Source organism: Sporosarcina sp. Y1004, assembly GCF_057669665.1.
On sequence record NZ_JBYHFQ010000016.1, the window covers coordinates 1 to 21,507 of the forward strand.

Below are 21,507 nucleotides of genomic sequence, written 5' to 3' on the forward strand. Positions count from 1 at the left end.
CATGCCGCCAGCGTTCGTCCTGAGCCAGGATCAAACTCTCCATAATAGAAGAAAATGAATAGCTCATTTCTTGCTGACTCGAATCCGAAGATTCTTGTGTGCGTTTCTATTCAACCAACCGAAGCTAGCTTAGTTTAGAAACGTTTTGCTTAAGTGTGTTAGCACTCTCGCTATATTTCATTGATGTTTTGCTGTTCAGTTTTCAAGGTTCATGTAGGAAGAATCTACTTGCATCCTTCACCTTTAGTCGTTGTCGTTTTTTTGCGACAACTTTTATATCATAACATTTCGTTTGGTTCGTGTCAACAACTAATTCCACTTTCATTTTGCGTTGTTTTCATTATGTCGCAAAAGCAACTTTATAAATATACCACTCCATCTCATGAAATGCAAGTCTTGTTTAAAATAGTTTTCATTTCTATTTCAACGGCACCGGGGTGCACTTTCTCAATTCTTTTTCATCATTAGAAATTAAACATCTTTCTATTCCAATACCTTTTCAATAGCAAGATGACGATTCCTAAAGTCCAATGATCCATCTACACTCCATTGGACGTAATCTTCATCAAGCGCACGCTTCGCCATCAACCCAATTTATGTTTTCGTCTTATTGTTTTCGACATACAACAAAAATCTTATCGAGCATACTTCAATCGAATCGGAGTCCGCCCTAGTTGAAGTATGCTAATGAATAAGTTGTACAGAGCATTGATACCACTTTGCTATACAAAAAAACGACCATCCGCTCAATTTGAGTAGTAGTCGTTTTTTATTTACTTTTTATTCTTCAACTTCTCGAGCAAGCTGCTAACTTTATGATGCACGTCTTCAGTTTCTTCATCTAATACTACTATTTCATAAACCGAATCCTCTTTGCTGATTAATACGATGTCACCTTCCGTAACTTCGGCCGGGACTTCATTCTTCGGAATGAGTAATTGATTTTCTTCGTTAGGATATTCCAGGAACACTTACCGACCATCTTCGATTCGATCAAGAGTGTATTTTACTTTTGTCATTCGCAAGCCCACCCATCCTTGTCACGATCCATTTTCGACTGGTATGCAGCATGACCTTGTGGGACGCCGCTAGGATGTACTGTCTTTAAGTCTGTACTTCTTCTATAACAATCATTTCTGCGCAGATGGACTGTCCCAATAGAACGTCAAATAGTCAGGAAGACCTTTAATAGTATTTCGAAAATGTCGCCAAATAAAAACGACCTTTCCCTAATCGAATTGGTCGTTGTTTTTTCATTCCATACATTGTGCGCTGACTATATCTGAAAATGGAATCCTCTCGGGTCCAAAGGGGTTATCGAGCACAATACAGCTAGACTGCACATCAATTACTTCTACTATGGCTCCACGCGTCATAATCTTGCCGTCTTTCCAAGTCTTAATCAACGTTTGGCATTTGCGTTTATACGCTACTTCGATTTCTTCCTGGATAGATTGTAAATCCCAATCATTGAGTTCCGGACATTCAACGAAATGCTCCTTATCCATCCAATTTCTTAATTCCACAATATGCTCCGGCAACATCAATGCCGTCCATTTAATACTTCCGCGATCTCGAATCATGCTATACCTCCCATTACTTATGTCCGCCAACCAATTTAGAGCGTCCGATTGCGGTCCCGTCATCCGTTAGAGACACCGCCCTCAATATAGCTGTGGATCCATACTTATTTCGGATATCATCCATAACCATGCCTAATTTACGATTCCGAACCTTATGCTCATCAAAAAAACTTAGCTGCATTGATGTTTCGTCTTCTAAATTTGTTAACGCGATTGTGATTTTCCTTACTGGAAGGCCATCATGAAATTTATCGAATAGAGCCATGCAAGTTCGGTAAACTTTCATCGTATCGTTTGTAGCTTCTTCTATTGAAAGAGAACGACTAAATCCGCCACCGAATGAATGCTTACTGTACCCAATTCCAAGATGAACGGTCCTCCCCTCTCTTCTTGCTTCTCTAGCTCGACGGGAAACATCCTCACACATCTCTAAAATAACTACAAGGATGGATTCACGGGTTACATAATCCCTGTACAGAGTCTGCCCTTTGCCGTAGCTCATCGCTTGACCTTGCAAAAGTGGAGCGCCTAACTCTGACAAATCAATTCCCCATGCGTGATGATAATATTGGTTTCCCAAAACACCAAACTTCTTTTCAAGGCTTTGTAAATTGGCATGAGCCAGGTCACCAATCGAAAAGATTCCCATATTATTTAAAGTCTTTTCCGTTTGCCTGCCAATCCCCCACATTTCACTTAATGGTGATATTGGCCACAATTTTGTTTGCACGTCTTCGAAAGTCCATTTCGCGAAACCTGTCTTTTTAGCTTCTAAATCCAGCGCCAATTTCGCCATCAACATGTTCGGGCCCATGCCAGCTGTGGAGGGTAAGTTAAGCGTTTCCAGTATTTCTGCTTGTATATCCTTAACTGTTTCCACCGGGTCACCCCAGAGCTTCTCGGTTCCCGTTAGTTCAATAAACGATTCATCGACCGAGTAGACATGTATAGCTTCTGCAGGCACGTAATTGTGGAGAATATGTGTGATTGCCATCGACATCTTGAGGAAATACGACATTTTTGGTTCAAACAAACGAATTTCGGGATGGCTAGGGATTTCAAATAATCGATTACCTGTCTTTATACGAAATTTCTTTTTCATAGCGGGACTGGCCGCAAGTACGACTGAACCTTTTTGTTGTAGGTTTCCTACGACCGCGATTGGCACAGTACGAACATCTAAATTGTGCAACGTAGCCATGCAGCTCGCATAGAAGCTCATCATATCGATACAGGCGATTTGTTTATTTGGTTGCCCCTTATATATCGGATGCATTTAACTAACAACTGTCAAAGTGCGTGGTGATGAATTAACAAAGTTTATAAACCCGTTTTCCCTCATCCTATCTAAATGACCGTGAACTGTGGATGGTGATTTGAGTCCGACTGCTGTAGCAATCTCCCTAATCGTTGGTGGATATAGGTTTTCTGCTGTGTAGCTTTTAATGTATTCTAAAATATTTCTTTGACGTTCGCTCATTAAATAACAGCTCCTTTGGTATGGTGTTCTCCGGACTTCGTAAAATAGATGCTTATCAATTCCTCGGTTCTGTTTCGTAACCGTATGTTTAAATATTTCCGTCGCTCTTCGTGACCATCGTGCATAAATAGGTACTCTGTAAACGTTCCATCATTCAGCCTTTTAATTACTTTCATTTTATTACACTTCAAATATATATTCGTTTCTTTCATTTCATGCCTTGCAGCCTTTAGTGCACCTTCAATAATATCGAAATAAGGTATTGCCCCAGATGGAATGAATCGCACGACTTAAATCACCAGGCTTTCTTTATATACGACGGGAACAAGTGCCAGCACGTTATCATTTGTAAAAGTACGCTTGGATTTACGTAAGAAACAGTACGCACGGAACGACACCTCGCCGACCTGCAGGACTTTGATTCTTCGCTTACTGATTGAACCATCCTTCGCCATATACATCATATCCAGAAGTTCACCATGGACCTCTGACTTACTTAATTGATTACGCACACTTGTTCCCTCCTTTCGTTACAGTATACCGAATAAATGTTCGTATTGCAACAATAAAAAAAGTTGGGCACCCTAGCTGATTGAGACCGCTTTTTATTTTTCAGCATAGAAAAACCTCTACTCAATTGAGAAGAGGTTTTCAAATTGGATATTACTCCGGAGGTAGGAATCGAACCTACGACCAATCGGTTAACAGCCGATAGCTCCACCGCTAAGCTACTTCGGAATAATAAATAACTTCTGAAAATATTTACCAATTAACTTATTATTATTCACTTTTTCTCAATCCATAATATCCTTTTAAAAAATGGCAGAAGCATTACGCTTCTGCCATCAGTGGTATCCACAACCAAACGAGAATCTTTTTAGAAACGATTGTTGCACGCATTAATATCATTATTGCACTCTTTGTCTGCGTTTCGTTCTTTAAGCTGATTCACATCAATTTCAGTCCCGAACTCTGTACGATCTTGGTTATTGTTGTTGTTGTTGTTGGTATCGTTGGTGGTTCTGTTGCTGTTGCTGTTGTTGTTGCGGCTGTTGTTGTTACGATTGTTGTTCGGGTTTCTGTTTTTGTTGTTTGTCATGGATACTCACCTCCGTCCAAAATAATATGTGCAATAATAGCTTTTTTAGACTTTGGAAGTATTTTCATGCCAAACATACGACGTCCGCTGTCGATTAGGTTCCAATGAACTGGAACAGGATGTATCGCATTATTTTTATTGGCGATAATAACTATGAGATGATTTAAATGCACACGGTCTGGAAAGGTGCTATATCGTTTGGGCTTGTAACAATTCCTGTAAAGTTACATGCAGCCATGGAAGACAAAGGTATAAAATTAAGGCAGATTCATGATAAATGTAAGAAACCAATTAAGCAGGAAAAGGTATGTCCTATATGTAATGAAGATGTGGATTCCAAGTCACTTGTAAAGGGCTATGAGTATGCGAATGACCGATTTGTTGTCATCGCGGATGCAGAATTGGATGGTCTGAATAGTTATATAGAAGAAAAAGCTATAGAGATTGTGGAGTTCGTCAAACTCAAAGAAATCGATCCTGTCTATTTTGACAAGACGTATTATTTAGCTGCAGATAGCAATGGTTCGAAAACATACGCACTACTTCGTGAGGCATTGGCCAAGTCGAAAAAGATTAGTATTGCAAAGATAACGATACGTTCAAAGGAACGTCTTGCAGCAGTGAGGGTCCTTGATAATCATCTAGTTTTAGAGACGTTACACTTTCCCGATGAAGTACGGTCTACCGCTGACCTTCCACAGATAACAAACGTAAAATTAACCCTGAAAGAAAAAGAAATCGCACTATCGTTAATTGAGCAACTAACTGCAGAATTTGAACCCACTAAATATCATGACGAATATCGTGAGCGCTTAGAAAAATTGATTAAGAGTAAAATACCTAAGAATGCAGAACAGCCGTCGAATGTTATTAATTTAATGGATGCTATGGAGAAAAGCGTTGCATCTATCAAGGAGCAAAAGAAACGGGCATGAAGTTAGTTAAGCCCATGCTCCTCGGGTATCAAGAGGAAGTTAGATCGGATGATGGATGGATTTATGAATTGAAATTTAACGGAATTCGCCTGTTAGCGGAAAATAATCGGTCCTATACACGTCACGGAACAATTACAACAAGTATTTTCCCCGGACTTATTTTTGGAGGCAATGAAGTATTATTGGATGGAGAACTGATTGCGCCTGGAGATGAGTCACCAGATTACTTCGAGGGCGCGATGTCTCGATTTAGTGGTAACAAGAATCAACCTATTTCGTTGATGGCCTTTGACGTTATTTCTTATCATTCAGAAATAGTGACACATTGGCCAATCGAAGAAAGAAAAGGGTTATTAACCGAAACCTTAACCGCAATCGATTCACCACATATTAATTTAGTGCCCTACGTATATACCGAAGGCGAACAACTATTTGATGTTATAAAAGAAAACAAAATAGAAGGTATCATTGCTAAGCGAGTAGGTAGTCTCTATTTGTCTCGTACGCGTTCAGATGACTGGCGAAAAATCATTAATTGGAGTTACCATGATGTGATTGTGTCGAAAATCACGTTTGGGCCACTTACCGTCCAATTGCAAAGTCTTGATGGCGAATATTTAGGGAGTGTTACGATTGGATTCACGAAGGAAATAAAAGATAAGTTGCTATCGAGGAAGACACCGTTTCATGCCAAAGTAAAAGCGCGGGGTTGGACGAGCAGGAAAAAATTAAGGTTGCCGCAGATAATAGAGATTAAATAAAATCTGTCACTCGTATTTAATCAATTTATATTTCGATAGAATAACAGTAAAGGAGTGTTAATCTACATGCTTTCAAGTGTTGAGTCAGGCGAAAACACGGGGTTAAGCGATGAAAAACTTGCTATAGCTATGGAAGAGCCCCACAACCGTGAATTGAAAATGTTAATGGAGCTTTTGAAATCTGGATCTAGATCAACGAATGCTTGCGCAAGCGCTACTAGATTTCGGACCGCAAGCATAAGAAATAGCGACCTAACCACGAAATTTGTGAGTGGGTCGATTTCAAATGTTTTCACACTTTTTCAAGATATACGCCCTCGTCTTTTTTCCACTCAAAATAAAAAATGATGGAATTTATGAAGTGCTTATATCAGCAAACTCTGGTTACTCTGTAAATGTGACAGTAAGTAAATATTGACATGAAAAGTGTTCTTGTCAAACAAGGACGCTTTTTGCTCTCCTTCCCAGCCGTTGTTTTTTTTGCTTTTTTCAAATAGGAGAAGTAAACATTAAAACAGATATGGAAACGATTCAAAAAAGAGTGTTATTTGAATGACTTCGCTATTATATCCGATTGGCTAATTTATACAATATCGCCTTTGGAAATTTCTCCAGTGACTTCATTCGCCGGGATACAGGATACTCTAGAAAAATTATATTGACCTTCTTCAACACGATCAAGTGTGTATTTTGCTTTTCCCATAATCGTTCACACGCCCATCCGTCTTTGTCCCGGTCCATTTTCGATTGATATGCCGGGTGATCTTTTGAACACCGCTTGGATATACCGTACGTAAGTCTGTACAGTTTTTAAAGTTAGGCCGTGTCGATGGTTTTGGTTTAGCCACTGGTTTAAACACATCTTAATCCTTAGTCTAATTGAATAGAGCGAATTCATTTTATTATTGTTTTTATCGCTAAATGAATATAAAATATACTTTTGTAGCCCTATGATTTGCGGATGTGATAGGAACTTATATAATGAATAAAAAGTTTTATTGGAGGTTTATTATGAATTACAAAATCATTAACAAACAAGTATTTGAACAGGCACAGCTACGTTCGGTTTCAGACGTACCGTTCACTCAAGAAGAACTTCAAATCGGTATGAAGATAGCTGTCTCTAAGGAGGATAATACCCTTGCACTGTATTTAGTGGATGTAAACGGTCAGAAGAAATTCGATGTCCGTTGGGATGATTCATCCGAGCATTTCATAGGCTGGCAATCCGCTTGGGAAAATTTCTCTTGGTGCCTAAATATAGTTAGTAATTAACATATTAATTTTTAGTTAATTCGGGTTTTTACCGACAAATTATTTGATTTTGGAGTATCAATGTCTTAAATGCGCTAGCATTGACATAGTATCGGAAAAGAAGGACGGATTTAGAATTGACAATTGGAGCCTCCTTGATATATTTTCTTATACAGAAAATGTATGACCTTTCATTTCCAATCCTGATCAACATATCTTCAAAAAACGCCTCAAACCCTTACACTAAAGGATTTGGAGCGTTTTTTATATGTATTCCTGGATCCATGTTATCGCCCAGTCAAATAAGAAGACCTTCCCACATATTGATCGGCCGTTTTCCTTGTCATTCCTCACAGGATAAGTTGTTTTCAAGCACTCCCTCTTTTGTCGCCAAAGGCTCCATCGGCAACAACGCTCTATTTTTTGATTGATAGTTCTCGAGTTTAGTGTCCGTAAAAAGTGTACTTTTACTAACATTAATTTCCGAAATGAGATACGCGAAGTGCGTCCCTTAGAATAGACATTAAAAACCCTCAGTTTTGAACGTTACTAATTTAGGGGATGCACTGTAAAAGATATCAGAGGGTTATTTCATTTTTTCAGCCCCAGATTCTTCTTACGTAATAGGTATCCTTTTTCACTTTCACTTCGTAGACATCCGGGTGCGACAATTCTGTCCATTCTTTGAGCCCCTGCATGCCGTGAATCCGTCTTAGAACATCAATGCTAACCGGTTTCAAAATGTCATTGTTGAATCCACTCACCCTTTTTTGGCTAGGCATATATGGTTCCATTCTTGCGAAAACAGCTGATGATAATGTTATTTATGAACGAGTTGTACAACTACCTTTGAAAAACAAGAGTATCGTGGATTCGATATCGAGGATTACAATTTATACGATAAAAGCAGATTTATAATAGCGGAATAAATTTAGAGAACAATTCAGGTAATTCAAAAGAGCACCCTTTCTAGGATGCTCGCATCAAACAATATACAAACACTCTCTAATTCAGGTGTAAAATTTATTGACTTTATATTAATATTTTATTCTATCATCAACAATTTGGTGATTCAAAAGGATAGAGTGAATGGCTTAGATACATTCCCATAATCCTCATTCAAAGCTCCAAATTCATTCATAATCATGCCTTCCTATCTGCATATTCAATTATCTTTTAATCTATTAAGCATCATCGCAAATTTCATCATTTCAAGCCCACTATCACCATACGTTTCTTTCATATCTTTAAGAGTGTCTAACGTATCGCTCCCAATGCCGATTAGATTTTTCTCCATATCTTCAAATCCGACAATAATAGGTTTCAATATATCTCGATTAAAATCATTCATTGTCATTAATCCGTTTCCCACCATTAAATTTTCTAGATTATCAATTCTAGTAACAACCGCATCCAACATCTCTTTCATTTCTACCTTTTGTATGTTTACATTCATTTTTAATATCCCCTTTTCAGTTTTATAGTTTGCATTTATCACATCATCAATCCAATAACTGCATAAATACCTACAACACTCAGCATTATGCCACTCATCAACCTTCGTCCTTCGAAATATTTACCATTATCAGCATCACATTCTTCTTCCAATTTGATGTTCAATTATCATTTCATAGTTTTTCATTTTAAAAATCTCCTTTTAAATTAGTTGATAATTTCTGTTCAATTGTTCAAACTCATGCTTCCTAAGTCTCCTTCAAATTTAAACATAAAGCGTTTTGCTAACCCGTCATATAGCATTGAACAGGCTGAGGCCATATCATCGCTCCCTTTTCTATTTTCCAGATTAGAAATCTGTAATACCGGATAGCGCATTCTAGATAAAGCATCCTTGAACTCATTGTTTATTTACCCTCTTTTTGTGCATCAACTCCATTAAAATTTATTTAACCGATAGCGCGATAGTTTCACGGCTCTGTAATTGAGTACCTCTGTTAAGTAGCATCATTTTTAGAAGTTGGATTTCACTTTCTATTTTCGGATGAAAATAAATGACTAGCAATCGAGCTTGCAAAAGCTCTAAAGCCTAACTACAACAATATTTATTATGATGAAGCTAATTTTTACATGTCATCGGGAGTTCAGAATACTTTTTCAGCGGTATTCGTACTTTTAGAATCTCTCAAGAAGATAAAAGGATTTTATTAAGAGCCTAATCTGCTCTTTTTAATTCATTATCATTTTGGTATGGAAACTTTCTAACAGTCAATCTCATACCACGCCCTTACCATCTCACTCCGTATGCTTCACGAAAATAAAAAAACGTCCCTGTAGAGGACGTTCTTGCCTATTACTTTTCAAGTTTATTAATAAGATTTTCCCTCTGTTCTCTTGACAATCCGTGGATGCTGTTTAACCATTCATCTACCATTTTGTACATTCCTTCGGAAGTCAAACCGACTTTTTGGATATAATCTTGTTCAATACCGATATCAACTTTACCGTTAGTTGCTATATTGAACCATGGCGATTTTGCTGAATTATATTGCGATAAATCCTCTTGACCGAAAATCATAGAATCCCCTCCCCTCTATCTTGCAATATTCGACAGAAGGAAGAGGACTCCTCTAAGTAGTTTAGTCCTACTGCAATCTTCATGATTCATATAATACAAAAAATGCGACTCTACTTGTTATAGGAAGGCACCCTGGAAATTTGATTTTAATCACTACTGCTCAATGGTTTACCGTAGATGAATGCTTGCACTATCACATCCATGTTAAATTGGAGCTGTTTGTCTTCTACTCCCTCAGTATTCACCCCGTTAACATTACTATTCAAGTTTATTAATAAGATTTTCCCTCTGTTCTCTTGACAATCCGTGGATGCCAGAACGATTTCCTTCTCCGTGACTCCCTTCCCTGTCTGCAGTGAAAATCGACCATTTATGTAGAAAGAAGAGAAGAATACTCTCCTCTCTTCTTTATTGCTCTAACGGAAAGAGTGGCAAGAACTTACGAAGGAAATTGGGGTTGATATAGTAGTACTTATATTCTTTCCTTTGATCGCCTGATTGCTAATCGAGAAAAACGTCACGCTTGCTAATCTCTATCTTTTTGATTGTTTCCATTTGTCGGCTTTCATTTTGTTCTTTTGGACTTACCCTGACATATCCGAATTTTCGCGACTCCAAAATAGAACACCCCTTTGAGCACGTTTATTTATACATTTTCGTTTGGGAAGTTGCAAAGGTATGAAGGAACGTTCAACAATTGTTTTTTACTTTTACGAACTGTTTTCCGCTATGTTTTTCACACTTGGCAGTGAATGTGTACTTTTATGAACAGAATGAATTGGCTAAGAATGAAATAATAAAATGTCGGCTAGTTTCCTATTTTTAGTTTTAAAACGACTTTTAAGGGAAAAATACTACTGATTGCAAAATAGCTAAAGGCGTGTCCATGAAATACGAAGAATGCCTGAGAGCATGTTTACTCCCAGATTCGACCAGTGTAATAGATATCGAGTGTGTCATTTTATTATTAATCTGGTTTATAACTGATTATTCATGAAAATATTGTCTGAATTTGTTTTAACGACAGACGTACGCTATTATAAGACTAGTCATAAAATTAAGGGAACGATGCTCACATGGATCTTATTACAAAAGATTTGCTCAACAATTTTCTATTTATCCTACTAGCTCTCTGTTTATTACAAATCCTACATGCTACTTATGCTTACCGTTCAAAAGAATTAAAAAGTTGGCAAATCGCTTTATTCCCTATTGTCACTCTTGTATTGTGTATGGTATTTCCGGTATATTCAAACGATAATAGCTTTTGGGATTTACGCTATGTTCCATTTATTCTAGGTGGTCTATATGGTGGTTATAAACTAGGGTTGATACAATTAGCTATCGTTCTTCTTATTCGTTTCTCATTGGGAGGGATGGGTTTTTATCCAGCATCTGTAGTATTTATTATTATCGGAATTGCAACTTGCATCCTTTCCAAAAACTATTTAAAAATGAATTTGAAGCAAAAACTTTTACTTTCAGTGACATTATCATTCATTGGGATGATCATTCTTGATTCTTTGGAATTCATTTATTTCTCGGGTTATAAACCAAGTTTGTTTCTCTTCGAGTTTTATAGTATTAATATGTTGGGTATTATTATTTCAACGATCATATGGGAAGGTATTCGTAATTATTCTAGTTTATTGCAAAACTTGATTAAGGCAGAAAAACTCCAAATGGTTTACCACTTGGCAGCTAGTATTTCTCATGAAGTTCGGAACCCACTTACAGTAAGCAGAGGTTATATTCAATTATTATCTGATGATATTTCCCCTGATAAAAGAAAAGAATTCATTAGTATTACTTTAAAAGAATTAGATCGAGCTACCGATATCATTAATGATTATTTAACCTTTGCTGAACCAACCTTAGAAAAAAATGAAAAGATCAATATTAATGATGAAATACAACAGGCCGTCAATGTGATTTGTCATTTGGCAACAATAAACGGAGTTGAAATAGAGCGAAAAATATACAATCCAGATCAAAATCAATTTGTGTCGATTGGCGAAAGAAAAAAATTCCAACAATGTTTGATCAATTTTATGAAAAATGGAATTGAATCTATGAAGTCAAAGGAAGGTAAGCTTCAAATTCACTTGTCTAGTGTCCAAGATACAGTCCAAATTGAGATTAGTGACCAAGGTGTTGGAATGTCACAAGAACAAATTAATCGTCTTGGTCAACCATATTTTTCAACTAAGGAAACAGGTACTGGTCTTGGAATGATGGTTTCTTATAGTATCATCAAAGGAATGAATGGTACCATTCATGTAAGTAGTGAACTCGATAAAGGTACAATTTTCAGAATAAACCTTCCAGCCTTTCAACAACATAGTGACCTATAAATAAAGTGAGGAGTATTTATATTGTGCGTCCGTTAAACTATATGATTAGTTTGCGGACGTTCTTTTCTTCAATAAAACTTTTTCAAACAGAATAATGCATAATAAAAGAAACAATTATTTGATAGTGAGCAGATGAGCTTAGAAGTTTAGAATTGAGTTAGAAGTTAAGTATTTTATTTTAGTCGGTATTCCTCTTTTTCTACGTTCCAAAACTCGTCCTTTTCTGAACACAATCAGATCCCCGTTGAAATGAATACTCTTTACGGCTATAGACGTTACAAATCCTTGTTCATTATTCTACGTTCAATAACCTAATAAAATCTATCTTATGTTGCAATGAAGAAGCCCAGCTAATCTCCTCATGTGAAGTTAGTCGGTTTTTTAAAGTTATATGTGCAAAATAACACTTGAAATAAGCGCAAATTATCGGTTAAAGTGACACCCATTATCAAAAGTACAGACCCCTTGGACAATCTGCACAAAAAAAAGAAGATCAGGTTTCGCCGACCTTCACAATGTTCTTGTAATACTTAACTTGCGATACATTGCTATTACCTTAATATTTTCTCGTTCCCATACTTCATTCCTAAACACTGGGATTTTGAATTGTTTCTCCATTTCATTCATTAAACCAGTTAGTAGAATACCTTTTCTTGGTTGATCTGCATGGATGATTCTTTCGTTAAACCCAGTTCGGATGGAAGAATGCGCTCCATAGTTTCGTTATCCCCGCAAGCGAATGCCTCTAAAATATGTAAGGTGTTTTGACAATGGTCATACCCTTCGCTGTAACTACGGATCGCCTAAAGGCTCGGCAATCGCCGAGTTTTCTAGTTTTACTTGGAGTAGAACCAGCACCTTTTTATTACTAAACGCCAATGGGCTGTACAGAAAAAACAGTTTACACTGAGTTTCTGGACAACCCATTTCGTTATACTTGCATTTCTTTTGTTGGTCCCATAATGGGTGGAACAGTCAACCCCGCCTGACGAAGGAGGACGGTCATTTGGCCACGGTGGTGTGTTTGGTGGTCGATGAGCGCGCGTAGTAATTTTCCTCGTTTAGTTGGTCCTGTGAAACTTGTAACTTCTTCGAGTAGGTCTTCATCGGTCAGTTTGGTTGCCTCTTTCTTAATTGCCTGCGCAAGTGTTTCGTAAGCTTTGGCAATTTCTTTTGCACTTGTTGGTTGTGGCTCCTGTCGGTCAGGTCCTTGAACCCCGAATCCAGCAAAATGGCCGAAAGCCCCTGCAGCGCCAACCAAATGCCAAGACAACCAACCTAGCGAGCTATGCCCTTCCACAATAGCTTGGTCAAGCTTTTCATCTGTCATTGCATTCATCACATTGGTAGTTCCTTCAGATGAAACAGTCCAGTCCTCTATAAAATCTTCTACCTTACGATACATAGCCCATCACTCCTTCTTGTATTCCATTTCAATTTTAGTTATCGATGTTTCCCTTGTCCAATTTATTGATTGTACTTTTACAATTCATTCATTTATTCAATGGAGTGAATGCTTCATCCCTTTCTTTTTAAGCAAACAGCCCCAACATTTAATCAACTGAATTGCGGTCTCAGATAACACCTCTGTCCCCCTCCTGTCGCCACCGTTCTTCCAGGGTACGAGGAAAGTCGTAGGTGGAAATGAATCGTGATATATATCCATCTTAATGCGTCGGATATATATCACGATTCATTATCTACGTGTTAAACTATAGGTAGATGAATTTCGAGGAATAGAACGATGAAGGCTGGAATTCACCGTACATGTGGTTACGGTTTGCATCTAACTCTTCCAGTATTTCATCCGTATACAATCAAACAGTTTTCTAATCCTCTTCAGCGACTATTGAAACGAATGCCTGATTTGAATAAGCACATTACCCCCCATCCATTTCGACAAACGTTCGCTTCTTTATTAATGGAAGCAAATGTGCATTTAAATGTAATTTCACATAACTTAGGACATTCTACAGTTTCAACAACGGATGAACTGAGTAAACCCAGAATCGCAGGCTACTCAAACATTTACACCGTCGAATGAAGATGAAAAGAACAGTTGGCTGAAATGGTTAACCCATTTTCTTATGTCTCTTCTACTTCACTAATAAACTCACCGGATTCAACGGGCATACCCATCTGCATCACCTCCTCTCGATATCATTTCTTTATCCAATCCCTCTTGCCGAAGTACTCATGTAATTGGTCCATTTTGAACAGTGAACGACTATGACTATCTTCTTCAAAACTGAACAACGTCTGAATGGTACTGAATATTTTATATCTGAGTAATTCCAGGTGTTCTTTATTCTGTTTTCCTAACATTAGTTGATTTGCATGTTCACCTTCTTCCCATAATAATTCAGGTAGCGCATTTGTATTGTGGGATATACGTTTCATCCAAAACCGCATTTCCCTCTTGTAGTTTTGAGTATCCATCATTCTCAACAATAGGAGGGATGTTTCAAGGACGACAAAACCAAGCTCGAATAGTTCGGTTGGATTTTGTTTTGCAACATGGGCTTCTACTTCAGGATAGAAGTACAGCTTATTTCTACAGATTTTAGTTTTAAAAAACATGTTTTGATTTCTCCCTTCAGTTAAAGGACAAAAAAAAACGTTTCATTCAAAGGATGAATGGAACGTGTTCTGATGGATAACAACAAAGTAATTATATTTGGTCTTTAAAGCAATAAAGTTGAAGAATCCTTTTACAACTACACTCATTAGGGTAAGAAATTTCTCTTTCCCGGCTTATAATGGTCGAACTGTTCCTTAAGCAGTTTTGCTTTCTTTCCTCATTAACTGTTCTATTAATTTCTGTTAATTCACAGATCCCTAGGTTACTCCATACAATATTCAAAGAACGGAGTTGATCCTCATGGCTATATGGATTGACATATCTACTTCACAACATAAATTAAAACTTTTTGATGGAAACAGACTTATAAAAGCTTATCCAATTGGAGTTGGAAAAATATTGTCACCGACACCTTCTGGGACTTACACGATCATCAATAAACAACGTAATCCCGGAGGTCCATTTGGAGTGCTTTGGATGGGATTATCAAAGCCTCATTACGGTATACACGGCACAAGTAGCCCAGCTTCAATCGGTAAGAATGTCTCACGTGGATGTATTAGAATGTTTAATCATGATGTTCTAGAATTGTCATCTAGAGTTCCAATAGGTACAAGGGTTGTCATTCATAAATGACTCTGTTAACCTCGTATCCTATACTGCATAGTTTGTGTATACTGCCAAATACCCCCACGTTTATCAATCGCCAGGTTCGGCAATACTGCTGCTACACCAATAAGGTGACTGTGTTTAAGACCGCTGAATTGCAATCGGCGGTCTTATTGCTCACAAAACTTCTTTAGTTACTCAACCTCCCGTTCAACATCCTTAACAGGGCTTTGTTTTGCTACATAGACTTCGACTTCCGCGTAGATATACAGCTTATTTCTACAGGTTTTAGTTTTGAAAAACACTTTGCGATTTCCTCCTTCCTTAAAAATGGAAATAAAAATAACACGTTTCATTCAATGGCTGAATGAAACGTGTTTTGTGAAAATAGAAATAGAAATTTATTCAACAACTAAAATAGCAATATGCATATATAGACTAAATAAAGCTAGAACTTATTAATACTAGAGGTTCTATCTTAACGTTATAAATTGTCAAAATCCTGACTCTACATAAAGTTTGGTGAAAATAGATTTAGAATGACCTAAGATACTGGACTGCCGTCTCAGCATATATCTCGGCAGATTCTACTAAGTTCTCTACTGAAACCTGCTCATCGTACCCATGGATAGTATCTTGCAGCCCCGGACCATAAAATGCGGTATCAATGCCATTGCGCCGGAAGTGAGTGGCATCACTAGACCCAAGCGAGAGTACGCTGAAGACAGGTTCCTCTATTCCAAGGACACGCTGGATTCCCAGTTCTATAGACCGCACAATTGGGCGATTCTCTAAGGTCCAGTTCGGGTTACTATAGGGTACTATTGGCTCTACAACAGCACCTGGCGCTACAGCTTTGACAAGATTCCTGGCGACACCCTGTACAAACTCGGACTTCATTCCGAATGGAACCCGGGTATCCACTTCAATGATGCACCTGTCTGCGATGGTGTTTACCTTTGTTCCGCCCTGAATTATACCTGGATTGTAAGAGGGACGATATAGTAATTGTGACATTAAAGGATGTCCTTGACCCTGAGATAGGAACCATTCAGTATTGTACAATAGCTGACTAAGTTCAGCCGGAGGCGTTGCTTTGAGCTCCCATAGTTTAGCTAGTGCTTCGACCGCGGCTGCCCCTCTTCGTACAGCGGAGATTCCAGAAAGCGGTTGTTGGCTTCCATGCCCGGTCTGACCTGGTATAGTCACCCGCATCCATGCCATGGTCTTTTCACCAACAACCGGATGGTGGGTGTGCGTTGGTTCGCCAATAAGACAAGCATCTCCCTTAATCAATCCTTGATCCAGGAGAGAGGCGACCTCAATGCCGCCATTTTCTTCATCCGGAGAAGCAATAATTCCTAGGCTACCTTTCAAATTAAGAGTGGAGGCAAACTCCTGAAGCAGTCCAGCCACAAAGATCATTGATGCCAAGCCGCCCTTCATGTCGGAGGCTCCCCGCCCCAAAAGCATACCTGATCTGACTTCTCCCGAAAAAGGGTCAAAGGTCCAACGTGAACGGTCGCCTGCCGGTACGACATCTGTATGTCCGCAAAATAGGAGTCGTGGACCGGATACACTAGTTAAGGGAGCATCACAGACTACGGTAACTAGCGAATTTTCACTACTGCGGTGCTCGGTTATTAAAAACCCTTTTGCTGCTAGGTATCGGCTAATATGGGTTCCCATTTCTGCCGATTGCTTCTTAAAATCGGGCGATGGATTTTCGGATGGAATTCTAATAAATGAAGCAGCAAGTTCGACTAATTCCTGTTGCCTTGACCTAATCAGCTGCCGAATCATTCTGATACTCATATGAATATATTCCCTCCATATCCAGTAGTAGTCACAGTTTTTCTTTACTATTCTATGTGATTTTCCTAGATCATATACTAGAGTTTTTTGAACAAAAGACCTATATAGGTAGCGTCTTGAAAATGTGCTTAAAGCTGTAAATCAAAATTTCCCTGTGCTATCCATTACAGATGATTTTTTTATAAATTAAGGATACTTTTAAAAATTCAATTTAATAGCTACACAATAAAATTGAACCAGCTATTTCAGTCTCATTTTGCTACATGGACTTCCACTTCCGGGTAGATATACAGCTTATCTACAGGATTTAGTTTTGAAAAACACTTTGCGACTTCTCCCTTACGAAATAACAACCCGTTTCATTCAATGATGGAATGAAACGGGTTTTGTATTGTAAAACAAAAAACATAATTTAATTAGTCTCAAGTGCAATTAGATTATTTAAAAACCTTCTTCTTTTTCAACTAAAGTCCCAGTCGATTGAGTAAACAATTCATTTTTCCCAAATATGTTTTATCATTATTAAAACCTGTAAGCATAACGTACCAGGGTTATGGAACGTGTATTCTAGATTTATTTTCCCATCAAAAACCAGTCTTCTCTCACCTTTTGTTACCTACTTTTAATGAATTAGATTATATTTAGAAATTTACAAATAAACTATTTCTTTTTCATTGCAAATGAGTGATACTATAGGAACGATAATCATTTTAAGGAGAATTGACCTATGGATTTCATTTTGATTGAACTTAATAAGCTAGTAGTCGATTATAACCGATGCCACGATTCTTTGATTCAAGAATGTATTCTCCAAGATATTAAACTCTTATGCGAAGCGCTGACCCTTATGAATACAAAAGATGAGAATGAAACTTTGTATTTAAACTGTACTCTTCTTGAAGCCGTTATGTCCTTATCTATTTGGAATAGAGCAAACGTAGTAGGAAATTCGCTAGCGCCACTGTAAAAAGTGTTATTCAATTGATTATTTAAATTCATTTCTTTTAACTTCCATTCGTTCGACAAGTGAATATGATTTCACTTTTGAATTCACCTAATTATGATTAATGTATCAAATGCGCAATAAATACTTTTCTATATTTAATCCACTGTGTTGGTTGGAAATGTGACTTTGAAAACCCATTTGTAAATAAAATTACCTTTCATTAATACCAAAACATTTATTGTTAATCCTAGTATTTTTCACTAAAGCACCAGTTATATGCTATTACACATTGCGGTCGTACTTTGACATCTAGATTAATTTGCTTAGAACTAAAAGACATCTTACTGAATATCTTACTATAGTTCGTTTCTTTTAAATGTACATCATTTTTCACCCTAATTGCTCTTTAGGGGTGTTTTTTGTTGTTCTGGTTGAATTAAATTCCTTTACTTGTAACTCAGCATCTAATTATTTTTCGCTCAATTATCATCATTATCGGTTGAAGCACCTAGAATGATGATAACTTCCCCTCGCTGTATTCTCTCCTTTTCCTCTTTCCTTTTTTCAAAATAGCTTTTGTTCGGCTGTTCCTCGATACGTTGATTGCCACGCTTTTTCTTGTATGAGATTTCTGCTCGGATGAAGACGACTTTCAAAGTAATAGGGATCTACCGAGTTTAAGAACACGCAACTCGATTAATTCGACTGGGTCATGTATTGCTATATTGACTTCTACTTCCGGATAGATATTCAGCTTATGTCTACAGATTTTAGTTTTGAAAAACACTTTGTGAATCCCCCTTCCGTTTATAAGTCAATAAAAATAACACGTTCCATTCATTGGCTGAATGGAACGTGTTTTGTAATTTTTCAAAAGTATTTTTTTGTTGTAAAACTTATTTTATAAATTGAGTTACCTGTTAGATGAATCTTGGGAATTGTTATCCTTTACAATAACTAGATACCAAGTTTCGACAGCCTCCCAAGAAATTTTAATTTCCTAATCATGTTTGGTGTATTAATCCCAATCCAACTTTAATCAAAAGTACTTCTACAAATTCAAATAGAAAAAAAGCGTGGAAACTTTCTCCCGCTTTTTTTCTATATTTCTTATTGTAGTCCACCAAGCTCTCTTTCATAGTCAACTGGTTTTGGTGAAACTTTCGCCCTTTCTAAAGCGGGTGTGTCGGGACGTGCAACTTGGTATACTGCTGCACCAACGATTTCTGCTGTTTCTTGTAGTTTCTCTTTGCTAATTTTATCAATTGAATCATTTGGTGTATGGTACCAAGGTTCAGTAGGGCTATGAATAAATAAAGCAGCTGGAATGCCCGCATAATAAAACGGCACGTGGTCGCTTCGGCTTTCTTTTCCGTAACTCAATGGATTTCCTGTTCTCACTCCAGCAGCTGCCGAGAGGTCAGTGACGACATTTTTCTCTCCATCTACAGTGAACATTACCAGTTCACCAGCATCCCTACTTCCGACCATATCCATTTGGAACATACCGACAATCCGGTCACGCTCATCTTGGGATAGAGTTTCGACATAAGCATAGGATCCAAGAAGCCCTAATTCTTCCGCACCGAACGTCACGAAGCGAATTTCAGTATCAGTAGGCATGTTTGCCATTACACGAGCCAACTCAATGGAAGTAGCTACTCCGGAAGCATCATCATTGGCACCTGGAGATCCCGGAACAGAGTCATGATGGGCACCAACAACTATAATCTGGTTAGTAGCTTTCTTTTTATTAGTAGGTTCTTTGACAGCAACAACATTATGGGATGTTTTTTGTTGAATACCGCCATCCGTAACTTTGACAGTTGCGGAAATAGTTTGTCCTACAGCTAATGATGCTAACCTATCTCCCTCGGTTTGTGAAAGAGAAACAGTAGGAACAAATTTATCATTTGGTGCACCCAGAGTTCCAGATAATGTGCCAGAAGTATTATTATAAATGATCACTGCTGATGCTCCTGCTTTAGCAGCGTTTAGCACCTTATCGGCAAAGGAGATATCTCCTCTTTTGATCAAAGCGATTTTGCCTGCTAAGTCGATGCCTACCAAATCAGCCTCTGTTGCCAAACCTGCATAAACTATTTCACCTGACACTTCCCCATTTGGTGTATATGTAAAGCTAGTTGATGAGAGAGTATCACCCGCTACTGTAACGGAAACAATTGGCGTTTGGTAACTTTCAAATGTAAAAGGCTGAATCTCGGTATTGTATCCAAATGAAGAGAATTTGGATTTGATATACTGAACAGCATTCCATTCGGCTTCTGTACCCGCAACACGCGGTTCGCTGGAAAGATGGGCAATATCGTTATAAATGTTATCCACATTGATTCTTTTGACAATTTTATTATCAAAAGCTTGCTGTGCCTGAGGAGGTGGAGCAGGCGCTTCCTTTGCATACGCGGTTGGGAGCCCTACTGATAAACTTGTGGCAAGTACTAATGCGATAAACGGTTTTCTTCTCATACTTAATCGAGCCTCCTAAAATATAGTTGGTTACACATTAAGTATAAGTTATTAGACTATTTAATAAAGTCTACTTGGGACTAGTTTCCAGAATAGTACTTTTGGTAGTTTGAGGTAATGCAAAAAAGATTTCTGCACCAAAGGATGCGTGATTCCCATCTTTTTACGTAAAAATTTCTATGCGTGAAGTAATTAAATAAAACACGTATGACTTACCGTCCAAATTCCAAAGATATTATTAGGATATCTAATCGCATTAACTTAATAGCACTACTTTACGCCTGTCAAAGACTAATTAAAATTTAACAACTGTTAAAAATTATTCCTTCTGATATTAAATTTAAAAACAACCTCCCAAAGTATGCTTCAAATTGATGTTGGACGAGCCGATGTACCAATTCCATCCGGTTCCTAGGTTAACTCACAAATACCTTGCTTTATTATTGATTAACTTTTTAAATCCATCACAAATGAATACACTAATAAGTTATTACGCAGGATGCTTAAAAGTCTTGACATCGATTTGATTTCGGTTCATGGATTACGCCATACACACGCAAGTATCTTACTTTACAAAAAGGTATCCATATATTATGTTTCCGAAAGGTTAGGACACAAAGATATTGACACCACATTGAAGTATTATGCACACATTATTAAAGAATTACGTGTACGTGATGAGAAGAGTACAATTGCTACTTTCGAGAATATGATTGAGTAAATGTGTATAATTTGAGTATAATGGTTTCACTTCATATCGTTTTCTAACGAATTTTCCAAAATCAAAAAACCGCTAGAAACGCTGTTAATCCAACGTTTCTAGCGGTTTTTTAATTTCTTAACTTCTTCTAAATTGTCTTAATTATGTCCCAGGAGGGATTCGAACCCCCGACCGACGGCTTAGAAGGCCACTATGGTTTTCACCACCAGCCTAGTCATACCAAGCGTTTGGAACGTATTCAACTCGTACTAGGGATTCGGTCAATTTACGTTTTAAGACCGAAACTATCTTTGAACCAATGATAACATTATTCAAGCCTATTGCAAAGCTCAGCTCGTTAGCAACTTCA

Annotated in this window: 26 protein-coding genes, 1 tRNA gene and 2 pseudogenes; 9 read left to right on the forward strand and 20 right to left on the reverse strand. The window is 37.7% G+C overall.

All coding sequences use genetic code 11. From position 1 onward, the window contains the following. Positions 1-202 precede the first annotated feature (202 nt). From AC25Y6_RS11820 to AC25Y6_RS11865, 10 genes are all read right to left on the reverse strand, one after another. Positions 203-325 carry a hypothetical protein gene (locus AC25Y6_RS11820; protein ID WP_488143177.1) on the reverse strand — a complete coding sequence of 41 codons (123 nt, stop codon included), beginning with the start codon at positions 323-325 and terminating at the stop codon, positions 203-205. Between the two features lie 448 nt (positions 326-773). Next, a complete protein-coding gene (locus AC25Y6_RS11825; RefSeq protein WP_488143178.1) occupies positions 774-971 on the reverse strand; it encodes a DUF3006 family protein in 198 nt (65 codons plus the stop codon). Positions 972-1,015: 44 nt separating this feature from the next. Then, entirely contained in the window at positions 1,016-1,159 is a 144-nt protein-coding gene (locus AC25Y6_RS11830) for an excalibur calcium-binding domain-containing protein (RefSeq protein ID WP_488143234.1), read from the reverse strand. Positions 1,160-1,253: 94 nt separating this feature from the next. After that, entirely contained in the window at positions 1,254-1,583 is a 330-nt protein-coding gene (locus AC25Y6_RS11835) for a YolD-like family protein (RefSeq protein ID WP_482099557.1), read from the reverse strand. 13 nt (positions 1,584-1,596) lie between these two features. Next, positions 1,597-2,859 (reverse strand): Y-family DNA polymerase, encoded by a 1,263-nt coding sequence (locus AC25Y6_RS11840; protein WP_488143179.1) that lies wholly within the window; start codon positions 2,857-2,859, stop codon positions 1,597-1,599. Next, positions 2,860-3,063, reverse strand: coding sequence for a LexA family protein (locus tag AC25Y6_RS11845; protein WP_482099559.1), 204 nt, complete (start codon positions 3,061-3,063; stop codon positions 2,860-2,862). Next, a complete protein-coding gene (locus AC25Y6_RS11850; protein ID WP_488143180.1) occupies positions 3,063-3,350 on the reverse strand; it encodes a YhjD family protein in 288 nt (95 codons plus the stop codon). Before AC25Y6_RS11850 ends, AC25Y6_RS11845 begins: the two co-directional genes overlap by 1 nt. 3 nt (positions 3,351-3,353) lie before the next feature. After that, a complete protein-coding gene (locus AC25Y6_RS11855) occupies positions 3,354-3,575 on the reverse strand; it encodes a transcriptional regulator (RefSeq protein ID WP_482106636.1) in 222 nt (73 codons plus the stop codon). Positions 3,576-3,729: 154 nt separating this feature from the next. Next, a tRNA-Asn gene (locus AC25Y6_RS11860) sits at positions 3,730-3,801 on the reverse strand. Positions 3,802-3,940: 139 nt separating this feature from the next. Further along, on the reverse strand, positions 3,941-4,162 hold the full coding sequence (locus AC25Y6_RS11865) for a hypothetical protein (protein WP_488143181.1): 222 nt from the start codon (positions 4,160-4,162) through the stop codon (positions 3,941-3,943). 167 nt (positions 4,163-4,329) lie between these two features. Here AC25Y6_RS11865 and ku point away from each other — a divergent pair, with 167 nt between their 5' ends. Together ku and AC25Y6_RS11875 are read left to right on the forward strand one after the other, a co-directional pair. Beyond that, entirely contained in the window at positions 4,330-5,097 is a 768-nt protein-coding gene (gene ku / locus AC25Y6_RS11870) for a non-homologous end joining protein Ku (protein WP_488143182.1), read from the forward strand. Further along, entirely contained in the window at positions 5,094-5,858 is a 765-nt protein-coding gene (locus AC25Y6_RS11875; protein WP_488143183.1) for an ATP-dependent DNA ligase, read from the forward strand. The genes ku and AC25Y6_RS11875 overlap by 4 nt, the downstream gene beginning before the upstream one ends. Before the next feature lie 705 nt (positions 5,859-6,563). On the opposite strand, the pseudogene AC25Y6_RS11880 reads toward AC25Y6_RS11875, so the two are convergent. Further along, positions 6,564-6,673 (reverse strand): annotated as a pseudogene (locus tag AC25Y6_RS11880) (excalibur calcium-binding domain-containing protein); the annotation flags it as partial. A 196-nt stretch (positions 6,674-6,869) separates the two neighbouring features. Between AC25Y6_RS11880 and AC25Y6_RS11885 the strand changes: the two are divergent. Next, positions 6,870-7,133, forward strand: coding sequence for a hypothetical protein (locus tag AC25Y6_RS11885; protein WP_482106631.1), 264 nt, complete (start codon positions 6,870-6,872; stop codon positions 7,131-7,133). 687 nt (positions 7,134-7,820) lie between these two features. Next, positions 7,821-7,925, forward strand: a pseudogene (locus AC25Y6_RS11890) (amino acid transporter); the annotation flags it as partial. 352 nt (positions 7,926-8,277) lie between these two features. On the opposite strand, the gene AC25Y6_RS11895 reads toward AC25Y6_RS11890, so the two are convergent. The 3 genes from AC25Y6_RS11895 to AC25Y6_RS11905 form a co-directional block, all read right to left on the reverse strand. Then, the gene (locus tag AC25Y6_RS11895; protein WP_488143184.1) at positions 8,278-8,568 is read right to left on the reverse strand and encodes a hypothetical protein; all 291 of its coding nucleotides are present in this window, start codon (positions 8,566-8,568) and stop codon (positions 8,278-8,280) included. A gap of 38 nt (positions 8,569-8,606) precedes the next feature. Continuing rightward, complete coding sequence (locus tag AC25Y6_RS11900) at positions 8,607-8,732, reverse strand: hypothetical protein (RefSeq protein ID WP_488143185.1); 126 nt, start codon at positions 8,730-8,732, stop codon at positions 8,607-8,609. Between the two features lie 688 nt (positions 8,733-9,420). Then, positions 9,421-9,645 (reverse strand): hypothetical protein, encoded by a 225-nt coding sequence (locus AC25Y6_RS11905; RefSeq protein WP_488143186.1) that lies wholly within the window; start codon positions 9,643-9,645, stop codon positions 9,421-9,423. A gap of 1,076 nt (positions 9,646-10,721) precedes the next feature. Between AC25Y6_RS11905 and AC25Y6_RS11910 the strand changes: the two genes are divergently transcribed. Then, positions 10,722-11,999, forward strand: coding sequence for an ATP-binding protein (locus AC25Y6_RS11910; protein WP_488143187.1), 1,278 nt, complete (start codon positions 10,722-10,724; stop codon positions 11,997-11,999). A 931-nt stretch (positions 12,000-12,930) separates the two neighbouring features. Here AC25Y6_RS11910 and AC25Y6_RS11915 read toward each other — a convergent pair. Next, positions 12,931-13,404, reverse strand: coding sequence for a DinB family protein (locus AC25Y6_RS11915; protein ID WP_488143188.1), 474 nt, complete (start codon positions 13,402-13,404; stop codon positions 12,931-12,933). Positions 13,405-13,743: 339 nt separating this feature from the next. Between AC25Y6_RS11915 and AC25Y6_RS11920 the strand changes: the two genes are divergently transcribed. Continuing rightward, entirely contained in the window at positions 13,744-14,043 is a 300-nt protein-coding gene (locus tag AC25Y6_RS11920; RefSeq protein WP_488143189.1) for a tyrosine-type recombinase/integrase, read from the forward strand. 116 nt (positions 14,044-14,159) lie between these two features. Here the strand turns inward: AC25Y6_RS11920 and AC25Y6_RS11925 are convergent, their stop codons facing one another. Continuing rightward, positions 14,160-14,579, reverse strand: a complete 420-nt coding sequence (locus AC25Y6_RS11925) for a hypothetical protein (protein ID WP_488143190.1) — start codon at positions 14,577-14,579, stop codon at positions 14,160-14,162. Between the two features lie 301 nt (positions 14,580-14,880). On the opposite strand from AC25Y6_RS11925, the gene AC25Y6_RS11930 reads away from it, so the two are divergent. After that, the gene (locus AC25Y6_RS11930; protein ID WP_482106623.1) at positions 14,881-15,216 is read left to right on the forward strand and encodes a L,D-transpeptidase; all 336 of its coding nucleotides are present in this window, start codon (positions 14,881-14,883) and stop codon (positions 15,214-15,216) included. 507 nt (positions 15,217-15,723) lie between these two features. On the opposite strand, the gene AC25Y6_RS11935 is transcribed toward AC25Y6_RS11930, so the two are convergent. Next, positions 15,724-17,004: a M20 family metallopeptidase gene (locus tag AC25Y6_RS11935; RefSeq protein WP_488143191.1), complete on the reverse strand. Its 1,281-nt coding sequence runs from the start codon at positions 17,002-17,004 to the stop codon at positions 15,724-15,726. 727 nt (positions 17,005-17,731) lie between these two features. Here AC25Y6_RS11935 and AC25Y6_RS11940 point away from each other — a divergent pair. After that, entirely contained in the window at positions 17,732-17,971 is a 240-nt protein-coding gene (locus AC25Y6_RS11940; RefSeq protein WP_488143192.1) for a hypothetical protein, read from the forward strand. A gap of 458 nt (positions 17,972-18,429) precedes the next feature. Here the strand turns inward: AC25Y6_RS11940 and AC25Y6_RS11945 are convergent, their stop codons facing one another. From AC25Y6_RS11945 to AC25Y6_RS11955, 3 genes are all read right to left on the reverse strand, one after another. Continuing rightward, the gene (locus AC25Y6_RS11945; RefSeq protein WP_488143193.1) at positions 18,430-18,606 is read right to left on the reverse strand and encodes a hypothetical protein; all 177 of its coding nucleotides are present in this window, start codon (positions 18,604-18,606) and stop codon (positions 18,430-18,432) included. Then, a complete protein-coding gene (locus AC25Y6_RS11950; protein ID WP_488143194.1) occupies positions 18,603-18,737 on the reverse strand; it encodes a hypothetical protein in 135 nt (44 codons plus the stop codon). The genes AC25Y6_RS11945 and AC25Y6_RS11950 overlap by 4 nt, the downstream gene beginning before the upstream one ends. Before the next feature lie 323 nt (positions 18,738-19,060). Beyond that, on the reverse strand, positions 19,061-20,437 hold the full coding sequence (locus AC25Y6_RS11955; RefSeq protein ID WP_488143195.1) for a M28 family peptidase: 1,377 nt from the start codon (positions 20,435-20,437) through the stop codon (positions 19,061-19,063). Between the two features lie 463 nt (positions 20,438-20,900). Between AC25Y6_RS11955 and AC25Y6_RS11960 the strand changes: the two genes are divergently transcribed. Then, the gene (locus AC25Y6_RS11960; protein ID WP_488143235.1) at positions 20,901-21,158 is read left to right on the forward strand and encodes a tyrosine-type recombinase/integrase; all 258 of its coding nucleotides are present in this window, start codon (positions 20,901-20,903) and stop codon (positions 21,156-21,158) included. Positions 21,159-21,507: the final 349 nt, after the last annotated feature.